Genomic DNA, 26,496 nt, shown 5'->3' with positions numbered 1-26,496 from the left:
CGGAAAAATCTTCCTCAAGATTTTTCCGCCTCCGCCTTCTGCCATTCCCAGGGCCGGGTGAACTCGCCCAGCACCGCCGTCACCGCGGCCTCGTCCGCCGCGCCGCGCGACAGGAGCGCGATCAGGCCGCGCTTCTTGTCCTCGATCACCTCGGTCACCCGGGTATCGAGCCCGGCCTTCTCCAGCGCCGCGTCATAGACCCGGGCGATGGCGAGGCGGCGCAGGTCGGGCTTGAACACCTTGCCGACGGCGGTCTTGGGCAGCTCCTCCAGCACCTCGACGTGTTTCGGCACCGCGGCGCGTTCGTGGATATGGCTGCGGGCGAAGTCCATCAGCTCGGCCGGCGTGGCGGTCGCGCCCTTGACCAGCTCGACATAGGCGCAGGGCAGTTCGCCCGCGAAGGCGTCGGGCTGGCCGATGGCGCCGACGAAGCTGACCGCCTCGTGCCGCATCAGCGCCGACTCGATCTCGGCGGGGTCGATGTTGTGGCCGCCGCGGATGATCAGATCCTTCGCCCGCCCGGTGATGAAGAGATAGCCGTCGGCGTCGAGCCGCCCCAGATCGCCGGTGCGCAGGTAGCGGCCTTCGGCAAAGAGCCCGCGGTTCTTGTCGAGCTCGGTATAGGTCGAGCCCTCGAAGACGCCGGGATTGGCGACGCAGATCTCGCCCACCTCGTCCACCGCGCATTCCTTCACCACCTCGCCCGCGCCGTTGGAATGCAGGATGCGGATATGGGTATGCGGGAAGGGCAGCCCGACCGAGCCGATCTTCTTGTCGCCCTCGGGCGGGTTGACCGAGACGAGGCAGGTGCATTCGGTCAGGCCGTAGCCCTCGACGATCTGCACCCCGGTGGCCTTCTCGAAGCGGTTGAAGAGTTCCACCGGCAGCGGGGCCGAGCCGGAGAAGGCGCCGCGCAAGGATGACACATCGGCGTCGATCGGGCGCTGCATCAGGGCGGCGAGCGCGGTGGGCACCGTCACCAGATAGGTGCATTTCCAGCGCTCGATCAGCTTCCAGAGATTGTCGAAGACGCCCTCGCCGCGATAGCCCGCCGGGGTCGGGAAGACGACATGCGCGCCGGAGGCGATCATCGACATCAGGATCGGATAGGTGGCGAAGACGTGGAACATCGGCAGCGGGCAGATCACCGTGTCGCTCTCGCGGAACAGGAGGCGCTGGCCGCACCAGCCGTTGTAGACCATGCCCGAGACCTTGTGCTGCGCCACCTTCGGCATGCCGGTGGTGCCCCCGGTATGGAAATAGGCCGCCACCCGGTCTGCCGAGGGATCGTCGAAGCCCAGCCGGTCGGAGGGGAAACGCTTCGCCTCGGTGAAGCTTTTCACGTCGGCCAGATGCGAGACCGGGTTCTTCGGGCGGATCAGCGGCACGATCCAGGATTTCGGCGGGGTCAGGTAGCGGTTGAGATCGACCTCGATCACCGTGCGCACCGTGGGCGCATGGGCCACCGCCTCGGCCACCTTCTGCGCCACGTCGGTCTTGGGGAAGGCCTTCAGCGTGACCACGACCTTCGCCCCGGTCTCGCGCAGGATGGCGCTGATCTGGCCCGCTTCCAGCAGCGGGTTGATCGGGTTGACGATGCCCGCCACCGCCCCGGCCAGCAGCGTCACCGCCGTCTCGATGCTGTTGGGCAGCACGAAGGCGACCACGTCCTTCTCGCCGATGCCGAGGCTGCGGAACAGGTTCGCCGCCTGCGTCACCTGCCCGTGCAGCTCGGCCCAGCTGAGCGTCACGGCCTTGTCCTTCGGGCCCGAGAGCAGCTGGAAGGAGATCGCCGGGCGGGTGGCGTGCCGGTCCTTCGCGGCGGTGAGAAAGCGGTAGATGCTGGACGGGGTGCCGAGGTCCGTCCAGGCGCCTTCCGCCTCGATGGCCTTCAGGTCCGCGAGCGACGCGAAACGTCCCATGACTTCCTCCTCCCCAGGGCCCTCCTGTGGCGGAGGGACGTCATCTTGTTGGAAAACATGGGCGGTTTTGTCGCAGCCCGCAAGCCGACTGTGTCGCAAAAACGCAACGTCAGGCGGTCAGGCCTGACCGTCGGTGAATTGCAGCCGCGCCAGCCGGGCATAGAGCCCGCCTTCGGCCACCAGCTCGTCATGGGTGCCGGTGGCGACAATGCGGCCCTGATCGAAGACCACGATCCGGTCGGCCTTCTTCACCGTGGCGAGCCTGTGCGCCACGACCAGCGTGGTGCGGCCCTGAGCGAGGCTTTCCACCGCGGCCTGCACCGCGCGCTCGCTTTCGGCGTCGAGCGCCGAGGTCGCCTCATCCAGAAGCAGGATGCGCGCGTCGCGCAGGATGGCCCGGGCCAGCGCCACGCGCTGCTTCTGCCCGCCCGACAGCATCACCCCGCGCTCGCCCACATAGGTGTCGTAGCCCTGCGGGAGGGCGCTGAGGAAATCATGCGCGGCGGCGGCGCGGGCGGCGGCCTCCACCTCGGCGTCGGTGGCCTCGGGGCGGCCGAAGCGGATGTTCTCGCGCGCGGAGGCGGCGAAGATCACCGGGTCCTGCGGCACCAGCGCGATGGCGCGGCGGAAATCGTCGCGGGTCATGTCGCGCAGGTCGATGCCGTCGATCCGCACCGCGCCGTCCTGCGGGTCGTAGAAGCGCAGCAGAAGCTGCAGGATCGTGGTCTTGCCCGCGCCGGAGGGGCCGACCAGTGCCACCGTCTCGCCGGGGCGCACCACCAGATCGACGCCGTCCAGCGCCGAGATCTCGGGCCGGGCCGGATAGCGGAAGCGCACCGCGTCGAAGGTGATCTCGCCGCGCACCGGGCGCGGCAGGGGCTTGGGCGCGGCGGCATCCTGCACCGCATCCTCGGTGGTCAGGAGTTCCGACAGCCGTTCGGTGGCGCCCGCGGCACGCTGCAACTCGCTCCAGATCTCGGACAGCGCGCCGACGGAGCCGGCGACCATCACCGCATAGATCAGGAACTGCACCATCTCGCCCGGCGACATGGTGCCCGCCCGGACGTCGCGCGCCCCGATCCAGAGCACGCCGACGATGCCGGTGAAGACGAGGAAGATGACGATCACCGTCATCAGGGCGCGCGTCTGCACCCGGGTCTTGGCGGAGTCGTAGGATTGTTCGGTGACATCGCCGAATTTCTTGCGCGACGGGCCTTCATGGGTGAAGGCCTGAACGGTCTGCACCGAAAGCAGCGCCTCGGAGGCGTTGCCGGAGGATTCCGCGATCCAGTCCTGGTTCTGGCGGCTGAGCTTGCGCAGGCGGCGGCCCAGCACGACGATCGGCACGACGATGGCGGGCACGATCAGGAGGACGAGCCCGGTGAGCTTCACCGAGGTGAAGAACAGAAGCACCAGCCCGCCGATCAGGATCAGGAGGTTACGCAGCGCGATCGAGACCGAGGAGCCGATGACCGAGAGGATCAGCGTGGTGTCGGTGGTCAGGCGCGAGAGCACCTCGCCGGTCATGATGCGCTCGAAGAACGAGGGGCTCATGCCCATCATCCGGTCGAAGAGCGCACGGCGGATGTCGGCCACGACCCGCTCGCCCAGGAGGGTGACGAGATAGTAGCGCAGCCCGGTGCCGATCGCGAGCGCGGCGGCAATCAGCAGCGAGGCGCCGAAATACTGGTCGAGCAGCGCCGCGTTGTTCTCGGTGAAGCCATCGACCACCCGGCGCACCGCCAGAGGCAGGATCAGGCTGACCGTGGCGGTCAGCACGAGCGCTGCCAGCGCCGCGAGAGTGAGCTTGCGGTAGGGGGCAAGGAAGGGGACGAGGCCGCGCAACGCACCCACCCGTTTGGAGCTGTCGCGTTCTTCGAGTATCGCTGTCGTCGGTCGTCTTGCCATCGTCCCGCCTCTTGTCCTCGCGCCGAGGGTTTAGGCTCTGCGACGCTCTGGAGCAAGCAAAGCCTTCGATCCCGCCTTCCCGCTTCCCCCCGGGGGAAAGCTGTGCAAGGTTCGCCCCGATGCCCGGAGACCCGATGACGCACCGTGAGTTCACCGCCAGCGACGGCACGCGCCTCGCCTACACCGACGAGGGGGAAGGCCTGCCGCTGCTCTGCCTGCCCGGCCTGACCCGGACGGGGGGCGACTTCGATTATCTCGCGCCGCATCTGCCCTGCGTCCGGCTGATCCGCCCGGATTACCGCGGGCGCGGCGCTTCGGGCTGGAGCGGGGCGGCAAGCTACACCGTGCCGCAGGAAGCGCGGGACGTGCTGGAGCTGCTCGACCATCTCGGGCTCGGGCAGGTGGCGATCTTGGGAACCTCGCGCGGCGGGCTGATCGGGATGATGCTGGCGGCGGTGGCCAAGGAGCGGCTGCTGGGGCTTTGCCTCAACGACGTGGGGCCGGTGATCGAACGCGCGGGGCTGGAGCGGATCTTCGATTATGTCGGGCACAACCCCGCCGCGCGCAGCCACGAGGCGCTGGCCGAGGCCCTGCCCCGGCTGATGACGGGCTTTGCCAACGTGCCGCCGGAACGCTGGCTTGCCGAGGCGCGGCTGCATTACCGCGAGACGGCGGAGGGGCTGCGCATCACCTATGACCCGGCGCTGCGCGAGGCCTTCCTTGCCGCCTTCGAGGGCGAGACGCCCGATCTCTGGCCGCTGTTCGACGCCTGCGCCGGGCTGTCGCTGGCGCTGATCCGCGGCGCGAACTCCGACCTGCTGTCCGAGGCGACCGTCGCCGAGATGCGCCGCCGCCGCCCCGACATGATCTGCGCCGACGTGCCAGACCGCGCCCATATCCCCTTTCTCGACGAGCCCGAAAGCCTCGCCGCGATCCATGCCTTTCTGAGAGCCCTGCCATGACCGATATGACCATGATCGAAGCCGCCGCCCGCCGTCTGGAAGGCCACGCCCGGCGCACGCCGCTGCTTTCCTCGCCCTTCCTCGACGAGATCGCCGGGCGGCGGGTCTTCGTGAAGGCGGAATGCCTGCAGCACACCGGCTCGTTCAAGTTCCGCGGCGCCTGGTCGGCGGTCTCGGCGCTCGACCCCGAGACGCGGCGGCGCGGGGTCATCGCCTATTCCTCGGGCAACCATGCGCAGGGCGTGGCGCTGGCGGCGCGGCAGCATGGCGTGCCGGCGGTGATCGTCATGCCCGCCGACGCGCCACGGCTCAAGATCGACAACACCCGCGCGCTGGGGGCCGAGGTCGTGCTCTACGACCGCGCCACCGAGGATCGCGACGCCATCGGCAATGCGCTGGCCGCCGAGCGCGGGCTGACGCTGATCCGCCCCTATGACGAGCCCCTGGTGATCGCCGGGCAGGCCAGCGTCGGGCTGGAGATCGCCGAGCAGGCCGCCGACGAGGGCATCAGCCGCGCCGATGTCATCGTCTGCTGCGGTGGCGGCGGGCTGACCTCGGGGGTGGCGCTGGCGCTGGAGGCCCGCGCCCCCGGCCTGCGCGTCCGCACCGCCGAGCCTGCGGGCTTCGACGATGTGGCGCTCTCGCTCGCGGCGGGCGAGGTGATCCGCAACCCCTCCGCCTCGGGCTCGATCTGCGACGCCATCGTGACGCCGGAGCCGGGGCAGATCACCTTCCCGATCCTGCAACGGCTCTGCGGCCCTGGTCTGGTCGTCACCGATGACGAGGCGCTGGAGGCGGTGGCGCTGGCCTTCCTGCGGCTGAAGCTGGTGCTGGAGCCGGGCGGCGCGGTGGCGCTGGCCTCGGCCCTGTTCCGCCGCGACCGGATCGAGGGCGAGTCGGTGATCGTCGTGGCCTCGGGCGGCAACGTCGACCCCGACACCTTCACCGCGGCACTGACGCGCTTTCTCGACTGATCGCAAGATCCAACCTTTTCGCCTTCGTTTCCGCACCGTAATCCGTCTCCTCTTGTCCTTCTGCAACATCGGCCCGCCATGCCTCTCGCCTATCTCCCGGATCTCCGCTTGAACTACCGCGACGAGGGCAAGCCCTCCGGCCCGCCGGTGATCTTCGCCCATGCGCTGGGCTCCGACCTGCGCATCTGGGACAGCATCCTGCCCTTGATGCCGGAGGGGCTGCGGCTGATCCGCTACGACCTGCGCGGCCATGGCGGCTCCGACACGCCCTCGGGCCCCTATGCGATGGGCGCGCTGATCCGCGACGCGGAACGGCTGCTGGAGCATCTGGAGGTGAAGGAGGCGGTCTTCGTCGGCTGCTCGATCGGCGGGATGATCGCGCAGGGGCTGGCGGTGAAGCGGCTGGACCAGATCCGCGCGCTGGTGCTGACCAGCACCGCGACCAAGATCGCCACGCCCGAGATCTGGCAGGAGCGGATCGATCAGGTTCGCGCCTACGGGATGATCACGCTGGCCGACCCGACGCTGCAGCGCTGGTTCCCCAAGGCCTTCCGCGACAGCCCCGAGGGGCTTTTGTGGCGCGAGCGGCTGATCGCCTGCGACCCCGAGGGTTATGCCGCCTGCGCCGCCGCCATCGCGGGAAGCGATTTCTACACCACCACCGCCAGCCTCACCTTGCCGACGCTGGCCATCGCCGGCAGCGAGGACGGCTCCACCCCGCCCGATCTCGTGCGCGAGACGGCGGAGCTGATCCGCGGCAGCCGGTTCCAGCTGATCCGCGGCGCCGGGCATATCCCGGCACTCGACCGGCCCGCCGAATATGCCGCGGCGCTGGTCACCTTCCTCGACAGCATCGGCCACGGCTGAGCCGCTCTCCTCCCTGGACCCGCGTCATCCCGCCCCACGGGCTTCCGCGGCGGGGCCGCGCCCGGTAGTCTCGCCCCGTCCCGATCCCCGGGCCGGACATGCCGATGCCAAGCCCGAAGCTCGCGCTGACCTTCATTCTCGTGACCGTCTGCCTCGATGCCATCGGCATCGGGCTGATCTTTCCGGTGATGCCCCGGCTGATCGCCGAGGTCACCGGCGGCTCGCTGTCGCAGGTGGCGCTCTGGGGCGGCATCCTCTCCACCTCCTATGCGGTGATGCAGTTCCTGTTCGGCCCGGTGGTCGGCAGCCTGTCCGACTGTTTCGGCCGCCGGCCGGTGCTGCTTGCCTCGCTGGTGGTGATGAGCGCCGATTACCTGCTGATGGCGCTGGCCCCGACCATGGCGCTGCTGCTGCTCGCCCGGGTGATCGCCGGCATCGCCTCCTCCACCTATGCCACGGCGCTGGCCTATATCGCCGACATCACCCCCGAGGCCGAGCGGGCGCCGCGCTTCGGGCTGATCGGCGCGGGCTTCGGCATCGGCTTCGTGCTCGGCCCGGCGATCGGCGGGCTTCTGGCGGGGGTCGATACCCGCGCGCCCTTCTTCGCCGCCGCCGCCATGGCCGCCGCCAATCTGGCGCTGGGCTGGTGGGTGCTGCCCGAGACGGTGACCGAGGCCACGCGACGCCGCTTCAGCCTCGCCCGCGCCAACCCGCTGGGCGCGCTCGGCGCGGTGTCGCGCCTGCCGGGGCTGCGGCGGCCGCTGGCGGTGTTCCTGATCCTTGGCATCGCCATGAACGTCTACCCCTCGGTCTGGGCCTATTACGGGCAGGCCCGCTTCGGCTGGGGCGAGGGGATGGTCGGCGCCTCGCTGGCGCTCTACGGCGTGGCCTTCGCCGCGGGTCAGGTGGCGCTGGTCCGCCCCGCCATCGCCCGCTTCGGCGAGCATCGCGCCGTGGTGCTGGGGATCTGGGTCGATATCGTCACGCTCACCGGCTATGGCCTCGTCACCTCGGGGCTGGCCGCGCTGCTGATCACCCCGGTCACGGCGCTGGGCGGGGTCGTCACCCCGTCGCTACAGGCGATCCTGTCGCGCGCCGCCCCCGCCGACGCGCAGGGCGAACTGCAGGGCGTGCTCGCCTCGCTCAACGCGATCGCCATGATCGTCTCGCCGCTGGTGATGACCGGCGCCTTCAGCGCCTTCACCGGCCCCGGGGCTCCGGTCTTCGCCCCCGGCGCGCCGTTTCTGCTGGCGGCGCTGATGATGGTCGCTGCCATGCTCCTGCATGTCGCGGGACCGCGCGATGCCCGCGCAGAGCCCACCTAGCCTTCTTCCCTGTCAAAATGCCCCCTGACGGGGTAAGAAGCACCCGGAAACCCCTCCGGCGGAGGGCTCAACGAAGACCGGCGGGCCGAGGGGCGCGACGCCCCTGCCCTGCCGCAAGCACCCAAGGGAGGCATGATGCGCCTGACCGACCTCGAGATCTTCACCGTGGCCCCGCCCGCCCCCGGCTGGGGCGGCCGCTACTGGACCTTCGTCAAACTGACCACCGATGACGGCATCGTCGGCTATGGCGAATGCTATGCCTCCACCGTCGGGCCGAAGGCGATGAAGGCGGTGATCGAAGATGTCTTTGCGCGCCACATGGCGGGCCAGAGCCCCGAGAACATCGAATGGATGTTCCGCCGCGCCTATTCGGCAGGCTTCACCCAGCGCCCCGACCCGACGGTCATGGGCGCCTTCTCGGGGCTTGAGATCGCCTGCTGGGACATCCTCGGCAAGGCGCGCAACCGTCCGGTCTGGGCGCTGCTGGGCGGCATGGTGAACGAACGCATCCGCTCCTACACCTATCTCTACCCCGCGCCGGGCAAGCTCGACCCCGATTTCTGGGTCTCGCCCGACATGGCCGCGGAAGCCGCGCTGCGCTTCGTCGATCTGGGCTTCACCGCGGTGAAGTTCGACCCCGCCGGCCCCTACACCATCCGCGGCGGGCATGAGCCGGCGATGTCCGACATCAGCCGCTCCGCCGCCTTCTGCAAGGCGATCCGCGAGGCGGTGGGCGACCGGGCGGACCTTTTGTTCGGCACGCATGGCCAGTTCACCACCCCCGGCGCGATCCGGCTCGGGCAGGCGATCGACCCCTATCTGCCGCTCTGGTACGAAGAGCCGATCCCGCCGGACAATCTGGCGGAATTCGCCGTGGTGGCGGCTTCCGTCCGCACGCCGCTGGCCACGGGCGAGCGCCTGACCACCAAGGCCGAGTTCGGCGCGCTGTTGCGCATGGGCGGGGTGAAGATCCTGCAACCGGCGCTGGGCCGGGTAGGCGGCATCTGGGAGGCCAAGAAGATCGCCGCCATGGCCGAGGTGTTCAACGCCGAGATGGCGCCGCATCTCTATGCCGGGCCGGTGGAATGGGCGGCGAACATCCATTTCGCCGCCTCGATCCCCAACCTGCTGATCGCCGAGACCATCGAGACCGGCGGCAGCTTCCACCAGAAGCTGATCCGGAACTCGATCACCTGGGAGGAGGGCTACATCATTCCGCCGACCGCGCCGGGGCTCGGGATCGAGTTCGACGAGGATGTGGCCCGTGCCCATCCCTATACCGGGGACCGGCTGCATCTGGAGATGCAGGAAGCCCCCTGCGACTATCGCCACGGCAACCGTTTCGAGGGCGGCGCGCCCTCCTTCGAAGCCTAGGCCACGACCCGCTCGCGCCGCGTCGCCAGAACCTTCTCGGCGTCGCGGCCGGTCACCTCCTGCAGGTGGTCGAAGGCGCAGGTGTAGCTGCCGACGCCGAGGCTCTGCGAGCGCAACTCGACGATCAGCCCCTCGGTCTCGCCCTGCGGCATCAAGGCCTGCACCTCGTCCCAGCCCGGCCAGCCCGGCTTCGCGTCATAGCCGAGGATCTGGCCGCGCCGCCCCGAGACGATGCGCTGCACCTTCGGCGTGAACTCGGCGGGCACCGAGAGCCAGACTTTCAGCACCGGCTCCAAGAGCACCGGGCCGCAGCCGGGCAGCGCCTCGGCCATCGCCTTCTGCGCCGCCTTCTGGAAGGCCATGTCGGAGCTGTCGACGGGATGGGTCGCGCCGTCGGTCAGCGTCACCGCCAGATCGACCACGGCAAAGCCGAGCGGTCCCTTGGCGAGCGCGGCCTGCACGCCCTTCTCGACCGCGGGGAAATAGGTCTTGGGCACCACGCCACCGGTGATCCGCTCGGCAAAGACGAACCCTTCGCCGCGCGGCTGGGGGGCGATCTCCAGCGCCACGTCGGCAAATTCGCCATGCCCGCCCGACTGCTTCTTGTGCCGCGCCCGCTGGGTCGCCCCCCTGGTGATTGTCTCGCGGTAGGGCACCTGCGGGCGGCCTTGGGCCACGCCGAGCCCGTATTCGCCCTTCAGCCGCGACAGGGCGATCTGCAGATGCAGCTCGCCCTGCCCGCTCAGGACCAGCTCGCCCTCGGGCGAGGAGCCGAAGCGCAGCGAAGGGTCTTCCTCGCAGAGCCGGGTCAGGGCCGAGACCAGCTTCACCTCGTCGGCCTGTTTCTCGGCCCGGATCGCCAGCGCCTGCAGCGGCGCGGGCGGCTCGGGCCAGTCGGCCCCGAGGCTCGTGCCCTCGGTCAGAAGGTCGCCCGCCACCGCATTGGCCATCCGGCCCAGCGCCACCACCTCGCCCGCCACGGCGCTGCCCTTGGGGCCCGCCTTGCGCCCCAGCATGGTGCCGACGCTGCCCACCCGGTCGCGGCCCAGCATCATGCCGTCGCGCAGCTCGCCCGACCAGACGCGGGCATAGGAGAGCTTGCCCGACTGCCCGGCGTGGACGGTGCGGAACACCTGCGCGACCGTGCCCTCCGCCGCGATCCCCAGCCGTTCCGCCGTCGTGGCCACTCCCGGCGCCTCGTGGCGCAAGGCCTTCAAAAGCCGCCGGATGCCGTTCTCGTTCTCGGCGGAGCCGAAGAACACCGGCACGATCAGGTCGCGCTGCAGGTCGCGGGTGAGGTTGGCATAGATCTCGTCGGTCGAGGGCACCACGTCCTCGAGGAGGTCCGTCATCAGCGCATCGTCGAAATCGGCCAGCGCCTCCAGCATCTCGCCGCGCGCCGTGCCTTCGGCGCCCTTCAGCGCCTCGGGCAGGCTGACCAGATCCGAGGGCTTGTGCGGCGTCCAGCGCCAGGCCCGCTCGCTGACCAGATCGACCATCCCGGTGACCTTGCCGGCCGCATCGCGGATCGGGATCTCGCGCAGCACCAGAGGCCGGCCCGAAACCGCCTGCAGTGCCTCGAAGGTGCGGCGGACCGAGGCTTCTGGCAGGTCCATCTTGTTGATGTAGACCAGATGCGGGATCGCCCGGTCATCGAGAAAGCGCAGCAGCGGCGAGAGGGTGACGGCGCGCTCCGGCATCGGCTCGGCCACCACCACGACGATATCGGCCACCATCATCGCCGCGCGCGCGTCATGGGTCAGCTCCACCGAGCCGGGGCAGTCGATCAGCGCCCAGGGCTCGCCCAGATAGTCGAAGCTCGCCAGCGTCAGCTCGGTGCTCATCGCGCGGGCTCGGGCCTCGGGGGCGCTGTCGCCCACGGTGGTGCCGTCCTTCACCGCGCCGCGCCGGTCGATGGCGCCCGCCGCGAAGAGCAGATCCTCGAACAGGGTGGTCTTGCCCGCGGTATAGCTGCCGACAAGCGCGGCGCAGCGCGGGCCTGATGATGTGGTGCTCATGGTTCGTCCCCCTCGCATCCTCCGGAGTCGGAGCCGCGCCCGGGAAGGGCCGACCCCGTCCATCTCCAGTGTGCTGTTTTCTTGTGCGGCTGACCAGCCTGCGATCGCCGGCCCACCCATGGCCATTGGTGGCACCGCGCCCCGCCGGGCGACCATGACCTGCATCAAGCCCCCGGTTTGACCTTGCCGCCACCGCTGCCTAAGGTGGGCCATGGGCAGGGAAAGAGCATGAGCGGGCACCACCATCACCACCACGCGCATGGCGCGGGGGCCGAGGGCGGGGATCGCAAGATGGCCTGGGCGGTCGCGGTGAACCTCGCGCTGACCGTGGCGCAGATCGTCGGCGGCATCCTCTCGGGCTCGCTGTCGCTGATCGCGGACGCGCTGCACAATTTCAGCGACGCGGTCTCGCTCGTCATCGCCTTCGCGGCGCGGCGCATCGCCCGCAGGCCCTCGGACGCGACGATGACCTTCGGCTATGTCCGGGCCGAGATCGTCGCGGCGCTGGTCAACTACACCACGCTGATCCTCATCGGGCTCTACCTGATCTACGAGGCGGTGATGCGGCTGGCCGATCCGCAGCCGATTGCCGGCTGGATCGTGGTGATCGTCGCGGGCGTGGCGCTGGTGGTCGACCTCGTGACTGCGGCGCTGACCTATTCGATGTCGAAGGACAGCATGAACATCCGCGCGGCCTTCCTGCACAATGTGGCCGATGCGCTGGGCTCGGTCGGCGTGATCCTCGCGGGGACGCTGGTGCTGCTCTACGACTGGTGGCTGGTCGATCCGCTGGTGACGCTGCTGATCGCCGCCTACATCCTGTGGCACGCGCTGTCAGAGATCGGCGGCGCGATCCGCATGCTGATGCTGGGCACCCCGCCCGACATCGATCTGCCCGCGCTGATCGCCGGGCTGCGCGATGTGGAGGGGGTGGCCGGGGTGCATCACGTCCACCTCTGGGCCATCGACGAGGAGAGCAACGCGCTCGAGGCGCATCTGGTGCTGGCACAGGGCGCCGAGGCCGAGGCGGTGAAGGCCCGCGTCCGGGCCGAGGCCGCGGGGTTCGGCATCGGCCATTGCACGCTGGAGACCGAGGCCGCCGCCGACGCCTGTCACGGCGCGGCGGCGCAGGTCATCGGCCATCGCGCGACGGGCCACCGCCCCTGAGGCTCAGCCCCAGGTCCGCTCCAGCACGGCGAACCAGTTCTCGTAACAGAGCTTCTTCATCAGCGCCTCGTCATAGCCATGCGCCCGCATCGCCGCCTGCAGCGCCGGCAGGCCGGTGACGTCGCCGATGCCCTGCGGGATCGTCGCGCCGTCGAAGTCGGAGCCGAGCCCGACGTGATCCTCGCCCAGCCGGTCGATCAGGTGGTCGAGATGCTGCAGCATCGGCTCCCAGCCCATGTCGGCCGACTGCCGCCCGTCGGGGCGCAGGAAGGAGGTGGCGTAGTTCAGCCCCACCATGCCCCGGCTCTCGCGGATCATCGCCAGCTGACGGTCGGTCAGGTTGCGGGTCGAGGCGGTGACGGCATGGGCATTGGAATGGGTGGCGACCAGCGGCGCATCCGACAGCCGCGCCACATCGTCGAAGCCCTTCTCGTTCAGATGCGAGAGATCGAGCATGATCTTCAGCGCATTGCAGGCCGAGACCAGCGCCTTGCCCGCCTCGGTCAGACCCTCGCCGGTGTCGGGATCGCCCGGAAAGCGGAAGGGCACGCCATGGCCGAAGACGGTCGGGCGGCTCCAGACCGGACCGAGCGAGCGCAGGCCCATGGCGTGGAAAGCGTAGAGCGCGTCGAGATCCGGGCCGATCGCCTCGGCCCCCTCCATGTGCATGATCCCCGAGATCACGCCCCTCGCCAGACAGTCGCGCAGCTCCGCCACCGTGCGGCAGACCTTGAACGCGCCGTCCGAGGCGCGCTCCATCCACAGCAGATGCCCGGCCATGGCCAGGGCCACCGGCTGCGCCTCTTCATGGCCGATCAGCGCGGGCAGCGGCAGGTCGAAGGGCGGGTTGTTCATCATCGCCTCGAAGTCGGGCGAATCATGCGCCTGCGGCGAGGAGATGTAGATGGCGAAGAAGCCGCCGGCGAAATGGCCCTGCTTCATCCGCGGCAGGTCGAGATGGCCCTTGCCATTGCCGGTCAGCCAGATCGCCTCGCGGCTGCGGGGGTCGCGCAGAAGGCGCAGCAGGAAGTCGTTGTGGCCGTCGAAGACCGGAAGCACGTCACTCATTCGTCAGGCATCCTGAAGGGGCCGATAGCCCTCGGAGGCCAGCAGCAGATCGCGGGTATAGGGTTGGGTGGCCTCGCGGGCCTGCAGCCGGGCGCGGGTCAGCTCCTCGACCGCCTTGCCGTGCTGCATCACCAGCAGCCGTTCGCACATATGCGCCACCACGGCGAGATCGTGGCTGACGAGGATATAGGTCAGCCCGCGCTCGGTCCTGATCCGGTCGAGCAGGTTCAGCACCTCGGCCTGGATCGAGGCATCGAGCGCCGAGGTCGGCTCGTCGAGCAAGAGCACGCGCGGCTCGAGGATCAGCGCGCGGGCGATGGCGACGCGCTGGCGCTGGCCGCCCGAAAGCTGGTGCGGATAGCGGAAGCGGAAGCCCTTGCCGAGCCCCACATCCTCCAGCGCCTGCTCGATCCGCCGCTCGCGGTCGGTGAAGCCGTGGATCGCCAAGGGCTCCGACAGCACCCGGTCGATGGTGTGGCGCGGGTGGAGCGAGGCATAGGGGTCCTGGAACACCATCTGCACCCGGCGGTAGAAATCGGCCTGCCGCGGGCTCTTCAGCGCGGCGCCGTCATAGCGCACCGCGCCCGAGGAGGTCGGCGCCAGCCCGCAGATCGCGCGCAGCACGGTCGATTTGCCCGAGCCGCTCTCGCCGACGATGCCGTAGCTCTCGCCTTCCGCCACCTCGAAGAACACGCCGCGCACCGCATGGACCGATGTGCCGAAGACCACATGCAGGTCGGAAACCTCGATCATCGCCATCAGACGGCCCACCCGGCTTCGCGCTGCAACACCGGAAGCGGGCGCTGGCCGCCCTCGATCCGGGGCAGGCAGTTGTAGAGACCCTGCGTATAGGGATGCTGCGCCTGTTTCAGTTCCGAGGCCTTCACCTCTTCCACCACCTGCCCGGCATACATCACCAGCACCCGGTCGCAGAAGCTGGAGACCAGCCGCAAATCGTGGCTGATGAAGATCAGCCCCATGCCGCGCTCGTTCACCAGCCGGTCGAGGATGCGCAGCACCTCGATCTGCACGGTGACGTCGAGCGCGGACGTCGGCTCGTCGGCGATCAGCAGGTCGGGCTCGGTGATCAGCATCATGGCGATCATCGCCCGCTGGCCCATGCCGCCCGACAGCTCGTGCGGGTAGGTCTTGAAGACGCGGGCCGGGTCGCGGATCTGCACCGCCTCCAGCATCGCCATCGCCCGGTCCTTCGACTCGGACCGCGACGAGGTGCGCCGCGCCGCCTCGATCAGCTGGCGCCCGATGGTCATCACCGGGTTGAGGCTGAACTTGGGGTCCTGCATCACCATCGACAGCCGGATGCCGCGCAAGGAGCGCCATTTGGCGGCGCTGGCGTCGCGCAGGTCGATGCCGTCGAATTCCAGCCGCTTCGCCGTGGCCTTGCCCGGCGGCGGGGTCAGCCCGAGGATGGCCCGCCCGGTCTGCGACTTGCCCGAGCCGCTTTCGCCGACAATCCCCAGCCGCTCGCGCCCGAGCGAGAATGTCACACCGCGCACCACCTCCACCGGGCCCTGCCGGGTGGGGAAGGAGATGCGCAGGTCTTCGACCTCGAGAAGGCTCATGTCATTTCACCGCTTTCGGATCGAGAACGTCGCGCAGCCCGTCACCCAGCAGGTTGAAGCCTAGCGAGACGACGAAGATGGCGATGCCCGGCATGGTGGCGACCCACCAGTAGTCGATGATGAAGCGCCGCCCGCCCGCGATCATCGCCCCCCACTCCGGCTGCGGCGGCTGCGCGCCGAGCCCGAGGAAGCCGAGCCCCGCGGCGGTCAGGATGATCCCCGCCATGTCGAGCGTGACCCGCACGATCACCGAGGACAGGCACAAAGGCGTGACATGGCCCCAGAGGATGCGCAGCCGCGAGGCGCCCTGCAGACGCGCCGCGTTGATGAAATCGCTGTCGCGGATGGTCAGCGTCTCGGCCCGGGCAAGCCGGGCGTAGGGCGGCCAAGAGGTGAGCGCGATGGCGATGATCGCATTCTCGATCCCCGGCCCCAGCGCCGAGACGAAGGCCAGCGCAAGGATCAGCCGCGGGAAGGCGAGGAAGATGTCGGTGACCCGCATCAGCACCACATCGACCCAGCCGCCGAGATAGCCCGCCGTGGTGCCGATGGCGAGGCCGATCGGCGTCGCGATCACCGCCACCAGCGCCACCACCATCAGCGTCAGCCGCGCGCCATGCAGGACCCGGCTGAAGATGTCGCGCGCCAGATCGTCGGTGCCCATCAGGTGCTCCCACGAGGGCGGCTGCAGCCGGTCGAGCCGGAGGTCGCCGCCGATCAGCGGGTCGTAGGGCGCGATCAACGGCGCGAAGACCGCCATCGCCACCAGCGCCAGCACGATCCAGAGCCCGACCATGGCCAGACGGTTGGATTTCAGTGCGAGCCAGGTGCGGTAGCTCTGCCCCGCCCGCGCCTGACGGCGCGACTGCGGATAGTCGCTCAGAAGCCATTCGCGCCGGGTCATTTGCGCACCTGCCGCCGCACGCGCGGATCGAGGAGCGAATAGAGCAGGTCAGACAGCAGGTTCAGCCCGACGAAGATCGCGCCGATCACCAGCGTCCCGCCCAGCACCGCGTTCATGTCGGCCACCTGCAGGCTGTTGGTCAGGTAAAGCCCGAGCCCCGGCCAGGCGAAGACCGTCTCGGTCAGCACCGAGCCTTCCAGAAGCCCGGCGTAACTCAGCGCGATCACCGTCACCAGCGGCACCGCCGCGTTCTTCAGCGCATGCACCCAGATGATCCGCCACTCCGGCACGCCCTTGACGCGGGCCGTGGTCACATATTCCTGCGCCAGTTCCGCCAGCATGAAGCTGCGGGTCATCCGGCTGATATAGGCCATCGAGAAATATCCCAGAAGCGAGGCGGGCAGGATGATATGCGAAAAGGCATTGCCGAAGGCCGCCCATTCGCCCTGCATCGCCGTGTCGAGCAGCATGAGCCCGGTGACCGAGGTGAAGGAATATTCATAGGCGATGTCGATCCGCCCCGGTCCCGCCACCCATTGCAGGTTCGCGTAGAACACCAGAAGCCCCAGCAGGCCCAGCCAGAAGATCGGCGCCGAATAGCCCACGAGGCCCAGCACGCGCACGATCTGGTCGAAGGCCTTGCCCGCCTTCACCGCCGACCAGACGCCCACCGGCACGCCCACCAGCGTCCCGATCAGGATCGCCACCGTGGCCAGCTCCAGCGTCGCCGGGAAAGCCCGGGCGATATCGCCCATCACCGGCTTCTTGGTCAGGAAGGAATTGCCGAAATCGCCGCTCAGCACCTTCTGGAGATAGATCCAGAACTGCTGCCAGATCGGCTTGTCGAGCCCCATCTGCAGATACATCGCGTCATAGGTCGACTGGCTGGCGCGGTCGCCCACGACCCGCAGCACCGGATCGACCGACATGACATGGCTGATGAGGAAGGTAATGAGCAGCAGCCCGAGGAAGGTCACCGCCACCGTCAGGACGAGCTTCACCGCCTTCCAGAGCCAGAACGAGAGGGCGCTGCCGCGCCCTCCCACCTTTGGCGCGAACTCCGCCATTTATTTCGTCACGCCCCGGAAGGAGTTGTCGTTGAACGACGGGCCGATGATGTAGCCCTCGACGTTCGAGCGCATCGCCACGACTTCGCTTTCCTGGAACATGATGATGAAGGGCGAGGTCTCGAGATGCTCCTGCTGCAGCTCGTGATAGATCTCGACCCGCTTGGCCGAATCCCGCTCCAGCACCGCCGAGTCGGCCTTCGTGGTCATCTCCGGGATTTCCCACGAGTTGCGCCAGGCCAGCGGCTTGGCGGCCGCATCGTCCGAGTTGTCGGGGTTCTGCGCGAAGGTCACATTGGTATGGGGGTCCTGATAGTCCGGGCCCCAGTTGCCGATGTAGATGTCATGCGTGCGGGCGCGGTATTTCTCCAGCGTCTGCCCGCCGTCGCCGGGGATGATCTCCAGCGTGATCCCAGCCATGGCCATGGTCTGCTGGATCGCCTGCGCGATGGCGGTGACGTCGGGCGTGTTGCGCGTGTCCATCGTCACGGTGAAACCGTCGGCCAGACCGGCGGAGGCCAGCAGTTCCTTGGCCTTTTCCACGTTCAGCGAGTAGGGCGTCTCTTCCAGCGCGCCCAGCATGCCGGACGGCAGGAAGGTCTGGTGGACCTCCATCTTGCCCTTGACGATGGTCTCGGCGATCGTGGCGTAATCGACGAGATATTTCATCGCCTCGCGCACTTCCGGCTTCGACAGGAACTCGTTCTTCTGGTTCAGGCCGAGATAGAACAGCGTGCCCTTCACGCCCTTCTCGATCTTGATGTCGGGATTGGAGGACAGCGCGTCCAGCTCTTCCGGCAGAAGGTCGCGCGCCACGTCGATGTCGCCCTGCTCCAGCAGAAGACGCTGCGTCGCGGCCTCGGGGATGTGGCGGTAGATCGAGCGCGCCATGGCGGGCTTCGGCCCGTCGTAATTGTCGTTGCGCTCCATCACCACAGCCTCGTTGGCGCGCCATTCGCGGATGGTGAAGGCGCCCGAGCCGGCATAGTTGGTCTTGAGCCAGTTGTAGCCGAAGTCGCCGTCGACCTCGTTCTCCATCACCAGATCCTTGTCGACCACCGAAGAGATCGTCGCGGTCAGGCAATAGAGCAGGAAGGTCGGCGCATAGGCCTTGTCCATCGTGAAGTCGAAGGAATAGTCGCCGGTCTGCTTGATCATCGCGTCGACATTGTCGGCGGTCAGGCCGAACTGGCCGAGGATGAAGGCGGGCGACTTGTCGAGTTTCACGGCGCGCACGAGGCTGAACACCACGTCCTCGGCGGTCAGGTCGTTGCCGCTGGCGAATGTCTTTCCTTCGCGGATCTTGAACGACATGGTCATGCCGTCCTCGGACAGCTCCCAGCTTTCCGCGACCACGCCGAAGATCTTCGACACGTCGTCGAGCTCGTAGCCGATCAGCGGCTCATAGCTGTTGCCGATGATCTCGGAGGCCGTGAATTCAAAGACTTCCGCCGGATCGAGCGAGATGATGTCATCCAGCGTATAGGCCTGGATGATCGTGTCGTCCGGTGTCGCCGCAAGCAGCGGCCCCGTTGCGGTCAGCGTCAGCGCGGCAATCGCCGCGGTCGCCATCAGGCGTGCTCGGATGAACATTGGTAACCCCCTGTCGATGTTTTCAGTGGCTCCTGCCGGGCACGATGCCGCACCCACGGGCCAGCGCCAAGTTAGGCCCCCGCCTCCCGAGGGTGTCAAGAGCCACGCGTTCGCCGCCTGCGCTTTCAGCGGCGGGAATTTTCCGAATGCCCCCAAACGGAAAATCCGCGCGGCTTCGGCGCGCAGGGGCAGCGATCGAAAATCGCAGGCGCGGTCGGGGCTTGCCGCTTGACCCCGCCGCGCCGATCCCCAACATCGCGGCAAAGGAGACGCCGATGCCCATCCCCAACCCCGCCGTCCTCGATTTCCTGCTGGCGCGCCGCTCGCGCCCGGCCAAGACCCTCGCCGCCCCCGCGCCCGACCGCGCGGCGCTGCTGCCGCTGCTGACCGCGGCGGCGCGCTGCCCCGATCACGGCAAGCTCGAACCCTGGCGCTTCATCGTGCTGGAGAAGGCCGCCATGCCGCGGATGGCCGCCCTGGCCGAAGCCCGTGCCACCGCGCTCGGGCTCGACGACGAGCGCCGCGCCAAGGGACGCGCCCAGTTCGACGCCTCGCATCTGGCGGTGGTGGTGGTCTCCAGCCCCAAGCCCTCCGAGAAGGTGCCCGAGATCGAGCAGACCCTTTCGGCCGGGGCGGTCTGCCTTGGCCTGCTGAACGCCGCCGAGGCGGCGGGCTGGGGCGCCAACTGGCTGTCCGGCTGGGTCGCACATGACCGCGGCTTCGTCACCGAAGCCTTCGGCCTCGCCCCGCAGGAGATCGTCGCGGGCATCGTCCATCTCGGCAGCGAGACCGCCGCCCCGCCCGAACGCCCGCGCCCCGACCTCGCCACCCTCGTCACATGGGTGCAGGCATGATCCTGTCGGATTTCGCCAAGGCGCTGTCCCAGCTCGGCGACCGCCGCTTCCGCCGGGTGGTGCTCTTGGGCGTTGCCCTGTCGCTGGCGCTGCTGATCGCGCTCTATGCGCTGGTGCTCTGGGGGCTGCAGAGCTTCGTGCCCGACGCCGTCACCCTGCCCCTCGTCGGTGATTTCAACGGGCTCGACGACATCCTCGGCTGGGGCTCGGCCCTCCTGATGCTGGGGCTCTCGGTCTTCCTGATGATCCCGGTCGCCTCGGCCTTCTCGGGCTTCTTCCTCGACGACGTGGCGCAGGCGGTGGAGGACCGGCACTATCCCGGCCTGCCCCCCGCGTTGAAGCTTGGCTTCGGCGACCAGCTCATCGACAGCGCGAATTTCTTCGCCCTGCTGATCGCGGTGAACCTCGTGGCCATCGTGCTCTATTTCTTCGCCGGGCCGCTGGTGCCGGTGGTGTTCTGGGCGCTGAACGGCTTCCTGCTCGGGCGCGAATATTTCACCCTGGTCGCCATGCGCCGGCTCGGTCCCGCGGGGGCGAAGGCGCTGCGCAGCCGCCATGCGGGCCGGGTCTGGGCCGCGGGCACGCTGATGGCGATCCCGCTGTCGATCCCCCTGGTCAATCTTCTGGTGCCGGTCCTCGGGGCCGCCACCTTCACCCATCTCTTCCACCGGCTGAACCGGCAGGGCTGAGCCTCAGGGCTCGACGCCCCAGGTCAGCCGCTCCAGCAGGTCGACCGAGATCACCCCCGACAGGATGATCCCCGCCAGAACCAGCCAGACGACGATCGTCACCAGCGTGGTGATGATCGCCTTGCGCCGCACGACGAAGCCCGCGGGCGCCGAGCGCGGCGTGCCGGGCACGACCTCGCCCGCCTCCTCCTGCGATTCGAAGCGCAGCGGCAGCACGATGAAGAACACCATGAACCAGGAAACCGAGAACAGCACGACGGCGGCGGTGATGGTCATATCTGTTCGAGCTCCACGAGACAGCCGTTGAAATCCTTGGGATGCAGGAACAGCACCGGCTTGCCATGCGCGCCGATCCTCGGCTCCCCCGTCCCCAGCACCCGCGCGCCCGAGGCGGCTAGCCGGTCGCGCGCCGCGAGGATATCCTCCACCTCATAGCAGATGTGATGGATGCCGCCCGCCGGGTTCTTCTCCAGAAAGCCCCGGATCGGCGAGGCCTCGCCCAGAGGGTAGAGCAGTTCGATCTTGGTGTTGGGCAGGGTGATGAAGACCACCGTCACCCCATGCTCCGGCTCGTCCTGCGCCGGGCCGACATCGGCGCCCAGCGTGTCGCGATACTGCGCCGCCGCCGCGTCCAGATCCGGCACCGCGATGGCGACGTGGTTCAACCGTCCGATCATCCCTGCACTCCTCACAAACCTGCCCGTATATGCGGGCAAGCCCCCCGCGAGGCAAGGGCCAGCCTGCCGCGCCCCTTTTCGCCTCGCGCGCCGCATCCCCGCCCGGCGCCCAAAATTTCGCAGAAATTTTGCCCCTTCCGGCGCGCGCGCCGCGGCGCTTTACCCGATCTTAGCCTTCGCAGCCTATCGCAGGGCATCCTTCGCCCAAGGCCCGCCATGCCCCGCCCGCATCTCACGCCCGAAAGCCCGGTCATCCTGCCCGCCGCCCCGCGCCTCTCGGGGCTGCGCTCGCGCCTGCCGCTCGAGGGCGCCGTGCTTCTGGGGGTGGAGGACAGCCGTTTCGCCGCCGAGGCGCTGCGCCTTCTCTGCCAGCGGTCCGGCTGCAGGCTGCGCCGCGCCGAAACCCTGCAGGCCGCCCGCGCCCATCTGCGCGCCTACCGGCCCGATGCGGTGATCGTCGATCTCGGCCTGCCCGACGGCAGCGGCCTCACCCTGATCCGCGATCTCGCCTGCTCCGGCCCCGGCGCCCCGCCGATCCTCGCCACCAGCGGCGATCCCGACCTCGGGCAGATCGCGCTCGACGCCGGCGCACAGGCCTTCCTCGCCAAGCCGCTCGACAGCCTCGCCAGCTTCCAGCGCCGCGTCGCGGCCCTGCTGCCCGACCGCCCCGCCCCTGCCGAGGCGGCAGGCGACCAGCCGCTCGCCCCCGATCCGCTGGCCCTGCGCGACGACCTGCTGCATGCCGCCGAACTCACCGCCTGGCTCGCCGCCGAAGCCCGGCCCGACCCCGAGGTGACGGGTTATCTCGCCGCCTTCGTCGCGGGCCTCGCCCGCATCAGCCATGATCCCCCGCTCGACAGCGCCGCCCGCGCCACCCTTCACAGCCCTGCCGCGCTCGAACCGCTGGCGATCCTGCTGCAAGACCGCATCCGCAGCAGCAGCACGCTCTGAGCCTCAGCGCAGCAAAGGGTCTGCCCCGCCGCGCACCAGCCGCGTCAGATCCGACAGCCGCTCGCGCTGCCGCCCCTCGGCGTCGAAATTGCGCGGCGCCAGCCAGACCTCATAGGCCTCGCGCAGCCCCGGCCATTCGCCGTCGATCACCGAATACCAGGCCGTGTCGCGGTTGCGGCCCTTCACCACCGCCGCCTGCCGGAACAGCCCCTCATAGCTGAACCCCAGCCGCCCCGCCGCCCGGCGCGACGCGAGGTTCAGCGCATCGCATTTCCACTCGACCCGGCGATAGCCTGCCTCGAAGGCCCAGCGCAGCATGAGATACAGCGCCTCGGTCGAGACCCGGCCGCGCTGGATCTCCGGCCCGATGACGATATGCCCGATCTCCAGACTGCCCTGCTCGGGGGCCACGCGCAGATAGCTCGCAACCCCGCCGCAATGCCCGGTCTCGCGGTCGCGGATCGCGTAGAACAGGGGGTCGGCTCCCGCGGCATGGTCCTTCACCCAGCGGTGATAGCGCGCCGCCGAGCCGAAGGGCCCGTAGCCCATGTAGTCCCAAAGCCCGTCATCGTCGCCGAAAGCCCTGTGCAGATCGGCCGCATGCTGATCGGCGTCGAGCCGTTCCAGCCGGGCATGGCGCCCTTCCAGCACCGCGCCCTCCGGCGCGGGCGGCGCCACCCATCCCGTCAGTTCTGCTCCGAAGCTCTTCCGCATCCCGCTCTCCCCGCGCCTCTCCCCCGTTTATGCGCGGGGAAAGGCGCCGCGGCAACGGCCTCAGTCCTTCGGCACCACGCGCAGCCGCAGCTCGCGCAGCTGCTCGTTCAGGGGCTCCGAGGGCGCGCCCATCAGCAGGTCTTCCGCGCGCTGGTTCATCGGGAACATGATGACCTCGCGGATATTGGCCTCCTCGGCCAGGAGCATGACGATCCGGTCGATCCCGGCCGCACAACCGCCGTGCGGCGGCGCGCCGTAACGGAAGGCCTTCACCATCCCGCCGAAGCGCTTCTCCACCTCCGAGGCCGGATATCCCGCAAGCTCGAAGGCCTTGAACATGATCTCCGGCTTGTGGTTGCGGATCCCGCCCGAGATCAGCTCGTAGCCGTTGCAGGCAAGGTCGTACTGATAGGCATAGACCTGCAGCGGATCGCCCTGCAGCGCCTCCAGCCCGCCCTGCGGCATCGAGAACGGGTTGTGCGAGAAGTCGATCTTGCCGTCGGCATCCTTCTCGTACATCGGGAAATCGACGATCCAGGCGAATTTGAAGCAGTTCTCCTCGGTCAGCCCCAGCTCGCGGCCGATCTCGTTGCGCGCCCGCCCCGCCACCGCCTCGAACTGCTCGGGCTTGCCGCCAAGGAAGAAGGCCGCATCGCCCTCGCCCAGATCCAGCTGCTGCCGGATCGCCTCGGTCCGCTCCGGCCCGATGTTCTTGGCCAGCGGCCCCGCGGCCTCCATGCTGCCATCTTCGGCCTTGCGCCAGAAGATATAGCCCATCCCCGGCAGACCTTCCTTCTGGGCGAAGGCGTTCATCCGGTCGCAGAACTTGCGCGACCCGCCGCCCGGCGCCGGGATCGCCCGCACCTGGGTGCCGTCGGTCTCGAGAAGCTTGGCGAAGATCGCAAAGCCCGAACCCGCGAAATGCTCGCTGACGATCTGCATCTTGATCGGGTTGCGCAGGTCCGGCTTGTCCGATCCGTACCACAGAAGCGCATCGCGATAGGCGATCAGAGGCCAGTCGGGGTAGACGGTCTTGCCCGGCGCGAATTCCTCGAAGATCCCCTGGATCACCGGCTGCACCGCGGCGAAGACATCCGCCTGCTCGACAAAGCTCATCTCGAGGTCGAGCTGGTAGAAATCGGTGGGCGAGCGGTCGGCGCGCGGGTCTTCGTCGCGGAAGCAGGGGGCGATCTGGAAATAGCGGTCGAAGCCCGCCACCATGATCAGCTGCTTGAACTGCTGCGGCGCCTGCGGCAGGGCGTAGAACTTGCCCGGATGCAGACGGCTCGGCACCAGGAAGTCGCGCGCCCCTTCCGGCGAGGAGGCGGTGATGATCGGCGTCTGGAACTCGTTGAAGCCCTGATCCCACATCCGGTTGCGGATCGAGCGCACCACGTTCGAGCGCAGCATCATGTTGCGGTGCAGCTTCTCGCGCCGCAGGTCGAGGAAGCGATAGGTCAGCCGCGTCTCCTCGGGGTAATCCACCTCGCCGAACACCGGCATCGGCAGCTCGTCCGAGGCGCCGAGAACGGTGACGCCCTTGGCATAGACCTCGATCTCGCCGGTCGGCAACTTGGGGTTCACGAGGCTCGCATCGCGCCCCTTCACCACGCCGTCGATCCGCACCACCCATTCGGCGCGCACGCCCTCCAGCGCGGCAAAGCCCGGCGAGTCGCTGTCGGCGATCACCTGGGTGATGCCGTAATGGTCGCGCAGGTCGATGAACAGCACCCCGCCATGGTCGCGCACCCGATGCACCCAGCCGGAAAGCCGCACGTCCTGACCGACATGTCCTGCATTCAGTTCCGCACAAGTGTGGCTGCGATAGGCGTGCATCACGCTCCCCTTTCCGAGGCTCGATTTCATTTCGCGCCGATACACACGCGCGCAGGCCCGAAGTCAAGCCCGCCCGCCCTTCCGCTTCTTCCTTGCAGCGATACTCCCGCGCGAAGCGCGCCCGAGCCAAGCGGCTTGCCGCGCAGGCGAGGCAAAGGCGTGGCGCGGCACGCGCCTCCGCTTCACTGGCAGCGGGAACGCCCGGAGGAAGCGTGCGCCTCCGGCGGGGATATTTTCAGACAGAAAATGGGCTCAGCCTGCCCAGTCGGCCCGCACCAGCCCGCGCAGCGAGTTGCCGAGCCAGAGTTGGGCGCGCCCGAGATCGGCGCCCTGCAGCACCGCCTCGCGGCAGCGGCCCTCGGCAAGCATCTCCTCGCGCAGCACGCCGGGCAGAAGGCCCGAGGACAAGGGCGGGGTGCGGAGACCCTCGCCTGCGTCGAAGAACAGCGTGGTGATCGTGCCGTCGCAGACCTCGCCCCGCTCGTTGAGGAAGACCAGCTCGTCGAGCCCGGGCGGCAGCGCGGCGCGGGCCGCGTCATAGGCGGCGCGGCGGCTCGACTTCACCTGCAGCCAGGGATCGTCCGAGGCAAGCCGCGCCTCGGCCAGCCCCAGCCGCCAGATGGGCTTGCCCGGCGGCAGGGGCGCAGCCGTCACCTCGATCGCCCCGCTGGCGGCCAGCGTCAGCCGCATCCGCGCCGGTCCCTCGGGCGCCGCCGCGCGCAGCGCCTGCGCCGCGCCGTCGCAGCACCAGCCGAAGCGCGCGGCGGCGCGGGCCAGCCGCGCCAGATGCCGCTCCTCGCGCGGGAAAACCGCGCCATCCCAGCCCAGCGTCTCGATCAGCCTCAGGGTGTCGTCGCCGGCAGCTCCGCGAAACGTGCCTTCCACAGCGCTTCCTCCCATTCGCCCTGCGCGGTGGAATCCTGCACCACCCCGCCGCCCACGTTCAGCCGCACCCGCCCGCCCTGGAACAGCCGCAGCGTGCGGATCGCCACGTTGAAGGCGGCGCGTCCATCCGGCGCCATCCATCCCAGCGCGCCGCAATAGGCCCCGCGCGGGAAGGGCTCGACCTCGCGGATGATCTGCATCGCCCGGATCTTCGGCGCGCCGGTGACCGAGCCGCAGGGGAACAGCGCCGCAATCAGCGCGCCAAGCCCGGGACGCCCCTCCAGCCGCCCGACCACCCGGCTCACCATCTGGTGCAGCGTGGCATAGCTTTCCACCGCGAAGAGCTCGGGCACCTTCACCGAGCCCACGGCGCAGAGCCGCGAGATGTCGTTGCGCAACAGATCAACGATCATCAGGTTCTCGGCCCGGCCCTTCTCCGACAGCCGCAGCTCCTCGGCCAGCGCCGCATCGCGCGCCGGATCGGGGTGGCGCGGCGCGGTGCCCTTCATCGGCCGGGTGGAAATGCCCCCCTCGGCGTCGCAGGCGAAGAACAGCTCGGGCGAGCGCGACACCACCACCGGCCCGGCGCCCATGTCGCAATAGCCGCCATGGCCCACCGGCTGCCGCGCCCGGAGCGCGCCGTAGAGCCCGAGCGCCGTGCCCGCCTCCAGCCGCGTCTCGATCGGAAAGGTCAGGTTCACCTGATAGACATCGCCCGCCGCAATATAGTCGGCGACCGCGGCGAAGGCCCGGTCGTAGCCCGCGCGGTCCACCAGCGGCCGCAAGGGCCCCAGCCGCGCCGCGCCGGCCTCTGCCGCCGCCTGTGCCAGAAGCGCCGCCGGGTCGCCGGGCCCGTCATAGGCCCCGAAGGCCAAGAGCGGCCCCTCGCGATCCGCCGGCATCAGCCCCGCCAGCCGCGGCTCGAAGACCAGCCCGGCCTCGTAGGCGGCATAGCCCGCGAGCCAGGCCCCCTCGGCGCGCAACGCCTCCAGCCGGGCGAGCGCGGGCTCCACCTCGTGAGGCTCCCAGGCGACGACATGCTCCGCCGCGCCGGAAAACAGCACCGGCCCGCCCGAGGGTCCATTTTCGCACAGGATCACGCCCAACTCCGCCTTGCCGTCCGTGGGCCGCATCTAGCACGCCCCCCGGCCAAGGCAC

The 26,496-nt window shown here is 69.2% G+C and carries 24 protein-coding genes; 9 read left to right on the top strand and 15 right to left on the bottom strand.

Annotated features, from left to right (window positions below; genetic code table 11):
* Nucleotides 1-14 precede the first annotated feature (14 nt).
* Both AC3A5Z_RS03075 and AC3A5Z_RS03070 read right to left on the bottom strand, forming a co-directional pair.
* Nucleotides 15-1,922 carry an acyl-CoA synthetase gene (locus AC3A5Z_RS03075; protein ID WP_487517928.1) on the bottom strand — a complete coding sequence of 636 codons (1,908 nt, stop codon included), beginning with the start codon at nt 1,920-1,922 and terminating at the stop codon, nt 15-17.
* A 117-nt stretch (nt 1,923-2,039) separates the two neighbouring features.
* Complete coding sequence (locus AC3A5Z_RS03070) at nt 2,040-3,830, bottom strand: ABC transporter transmembrane domain-containing protein (RefSeq protein WP_487517927.1); 1,791 nt, start codon at nt 3,828-3,830, stop codon at nt 2,040-2,042.
* 134 nt (nt 3,831-3,964) lie between these two features.
* Between AC3A5Z_RS03070 and AC3A5Z_RS03065 the strand changes: the two genes are divergently transcribed.
* From AC3A5Z_RS03065 to AC3A5Z_RS03045, 5 genes are all read left to right on the top strand, one after another.
* Nucleotides 3,965-4,792, top strand: a complete 828-nt coding sequence (locus tag AC3A5Z_RS03065; protein ID WP_487517926.1) for an alpha/beta fold hydrolase — start codon at nt 3,965-3,967, stop codon at nt 4,790-4,792.
* Nucleotides 4,789-5,766: a threonine ammonia-lyase gene (locus AC3A5Z_RS03060; protein WP_487517925.1), complete on the top strand. Its 978-nt coding sequence runs from the start codon at nt 4,789-4,791 to the stop codon at nt 5,764-5,766. The genes AC3A5Z_RS03065 and AC3A5Z_RS03060 overlap by 4 nt, the downstream gene beginning before the upstream one ends.
* Before the next feature lie 78 nt (nt 5,767-5,844).
* On the top strand, nt 5,845-6,633 hold the full coding sequence (gene pcaD / locus AC3A5Z_RS03055; RefSeq protein ID WP_487517924.1) for a 3-oxoadipate enol-lactonase: 789 nt from the start codon (nt 5,845-5,847) through the stop codon (nt 6,631-6,633).
* Between the two features lie 104 nt (nt 6,634-6,737).
* Nucleotides 6,738-7,958 (top strand): TCR/Tet family MFS transporter, encoded by a 1,221-nt coding sequence (locus AC3A5Z_RS03050; protein WP_487517923.1) that lies wholly within the window; start codon nt 6,738-6,740, stop codon nt 7,956-7,958.
* Nucleotides 7,959-8,093: 135 nt separating this feature from the next.
* Nucleotides 8,094-9,332, top strand: a complete 1,239-nt coding sequence (locus AC3A5Z_RS03045; RefSeq protein WP_487517922.1) for a mandelate racemase/muconate lactonizing enzyme family protein — start codon at nt 8,094-8,096, stop codon at nt 9,330-9,332.
* Here AC3A5Z_RS03045 and AC3A5Z_RS03040 read toward each other — a convergent pair.
* Nucleotides 9,329-11,350 (bottom strand): elongation factor G, encoded by a 2,022-nt coding sequence (locus AC3A5Z_RS03040; RefSeq protein WP_487517921.1) that lies wholly within the window; start codon nt 11,348-11,350, stop codon nt 9,329-9,331. The genes AC3A5Z_RS03045 and AC3A5Z_RS03040 overlap by 4 nt on opposite strands.
* 228 nt (nt 11,351-11,578) lie before the next feature.
* Here AC3A5Z_RS03040 and AC3A5Z_RS03035 point away from each other — a divergent pair, with 228 nt between their 5' ends.
* Nucleotides 11,579-12,517, top strand: coding sequence for a cation diffusion facilitator family transporter (locus AC3A5Z_RS03035; protein WP_487517920.1), 939 nt, complete (start codon nt 11,579-11,581; stop codon nt 12,515-12,517).
* A 3-nt stretch (nt 12,518-12,520) separates the two neighbouring features.
* Here the strand turns inward: AC3A5Z_RS03035 and AC3A5Z_RS03030 are convergent, their stop codons facing one another.
* The 6 genes from AC3A5Z_RS03030 to AC3A5Z_RS03005 are packed head-to-tail and all read right to left on the bottom strand — an operon-like array spanning nt 12,521 to nt 18,732.
* Nucleotides 12,521-13,585, bottom strand: coding sequence for a dipeptidase (locus AC3A5Z_RS03030; protein WP_487517919.1), 1,065 nt, complete (start codon nt 13,583-13,585; stop codon nt 12,521-12,523).
* Nucleotides 13,586-13,588: 3 nt separating this feature from the next.
* A complete protein-coding gene (locus AC3A5Z_RS03025; RefSeq protein ID WP_487517918.1) occupies nt 13,589-14,344 on the bottom strand; it encodes an ABC transporter ATP-binding protein in 756 nt (251 codons plus the stop codon).
* Nucleotides 14,344-15,168, bottom strand: coding sequence for an ABC transporter ATP-binding protein (locus AC3A5Z_RS03020; protein ID WP_487517917.1), 825 nt, complete (start codon nt 15,166-15,168; stop codon nt 14,344-14,346). Before AC3A5Z_RS03020 ends, AC3A5Z_RS03025 begins: the two co-directional genes overlap by 1 nt.
* A gap of 1 nt (nt 15,169) precedes the next feature.
* Nucleotides 15,170-16,072, bottom strand: a complete 903-nt coding sequence (locus tag AC3A5Z_RS03015) for an ABC transporter permease (RefSeq protein ID WP_487517916.1) — start codon at nt 16,070-16,072, stop codon at nt 15,170-15,172.
* The gene (locus tag AC3A5Z_RS03010; protein ID WP_487517915.1) at nt 16,069-17,139 is read right to left on the bottom strand and encodes an ABC transporter permease; all 1,071 of its coding nucleotides are present in this window, start codon (nt 17,137-17,139) and stop codon (nt 16,069-16,071) included. Before AC3A5Z_RS03010 ends, AC3A5Z_RS03015 begins: the two co-directional genes overlap by 4 nt.
* On the bottom strand, nt 17,140-18,732 hold the full coding sequence (locus AC3A5Z_RS03005) for an ABC transporter substrate-binding protein (RefSeq protein ID WP_487517914.1): 1,593 nt from the start codon (nt 18,730-18,732) through the stop codon (nt 17,140-17,142). It lies immediately after the preceding gene.
* A 275-nt stretch (nt 18,733-19,007) separates the two neighbouring features.
* Here AC3A5Z_RS03005 and AC3A5Z_RS03000 point away from each other — a divergent pair, with 275 nt between their 5' ends.
* Complete coding sequence (locus AC3A5Z_RS03000) at nt 19,008-19,586, top strand: nitroreductase family protein (RefSeq protein ID WP_487517913.1); 579 nt, start codon at nt 19,008-19,010, stop codon at nt 19,584-19,586.
* A complete protein-coding gene (locus tag AC3A5Z_RS02995) occupies nt 19,586-20,275 on the top strand; it encodes an EI24 domain-containing protein (protein ID WP_487518620.1) in 690 nt (229 codons plus the stop codon). The genes AC3A5Z_RS03000 and AC3A5Z_RS02995 overlap by 1 nt, the downstream gene beginning before the upstream one ends.
* Nucleotides 20,276-20,278: 3 nt before the next feature.
* Here AC3A5Z_RS02995 and AC3A5Z_RS02990 read toward each other — a convergent pair whose 3' ends face one another.
* Complete coding sequence (locus AC3A5Z_RS02990) at nt 20,279-20,551, bottom strand: DUF1467 family protein (RefSeq protein WP_487517912.1); 273 nt, start codon at nt 20,549-20,551, stop codon at nt 20,279-20,281.
* A complete protein-coding gene (mce, locus tag AC3A5Z_RS02985) occupies nt 20,548-20,952 on the bottom strand; it encodes a methylmalonyl-CoA epimerase (RefSeq protein ID WP_487517911.1) in 405 nt (134 codons plus the stop codon). Before mce ends, AC3A5Z_RS02990 begins: the two co-directional genes overlap by 4 nt.
* Nucleotides 20,953-21,168: 216 nt before the next feature.
* Between mce and AC3A5Z_RS02980 the strand changes: the two genes are divergently transcribed.
* Nucleotides 21,169-21,903 carry a response regulator gene (locus AC3A5Z_RS02980; RefSeq protein WP_487517910.1) on the top strand — a complete coding sequence of 245 codons (735 nt, stop codon included), beginning with the start codon at nt 21,169-21,171 and terminating at the stop codon, nt 21,901-21,903.
* 3 nt (nt 21,904-21,906) lie between these two features.
* Here the strand turns inward: AC3A5Z_RS02980 and AC3A5Z_RS02975 are convergent, their stop codons facing one another.
* From AC3A5Z_RS02975 to AC3A5Z_RS02960, 4 genes are all read right to left on the bottom strand, one after another.
* A complete protein-coding gene (locus AC3A5Z_RS02975; protein WP_487517909.1) occupies nt 21,907-22,617 on the bottom strand; it encodes a GNAT family N-acetyltransferase in 711 nt (236 codons plus the stop codon).
* A 60-nt stretch (nt 22,618-22,677) separates the two neighbouring features.
* Nucleotides 22,678-24,453 (bottom strand): aspartate--tRNA ligase, encoded by a 1,776-nt coding sequence (gene aspS, locus AC3A5Z_RS02970; protein WP_487517908.1) that lies wholly within the window; start codon nt 24,451-24,453, stop codon nt 22,678-22,680.
* 252 nt (nt 24,454-24,705) lie between these two features.
* A complete protein-coding gene (locus AC3A5Z_RS02965) occupies nt 24,706-25,353 on the bottom strand; it encodes an aminotransferase class IV (RefSeq protein ID WP_487517907.1) in 648 nt (215 codons plus the stop codon).
* Nucleotides 25,296-26,438, bottom strand: a complete 1,143-nt coding sequence (locus AC3A5Z_RS02960) for an aminodeoxychorismate synthase component I (RefSeq protein ID WP_487518619.1) — start codon at nt 26,436-26,438, stop codon at nt 25,296-25,298. The genes AC3A5Z_RS02965 and AC3A5Z_RS02960 overlap by 58 nt, the downstream gene beginning before the upstream one ends.
* Nucleotides 26,439-26,496: the final 58 nt, after the last annotated feature.

It is taken from the genome of Cereibacter sp. Soil_C_27, assembly GCF_057657095.1.
The sequence above is the reverse complement of the archived record's forward strand: the minus strand, read 5'-3'. Positions and strand labels throughout refer to the sequence as shown.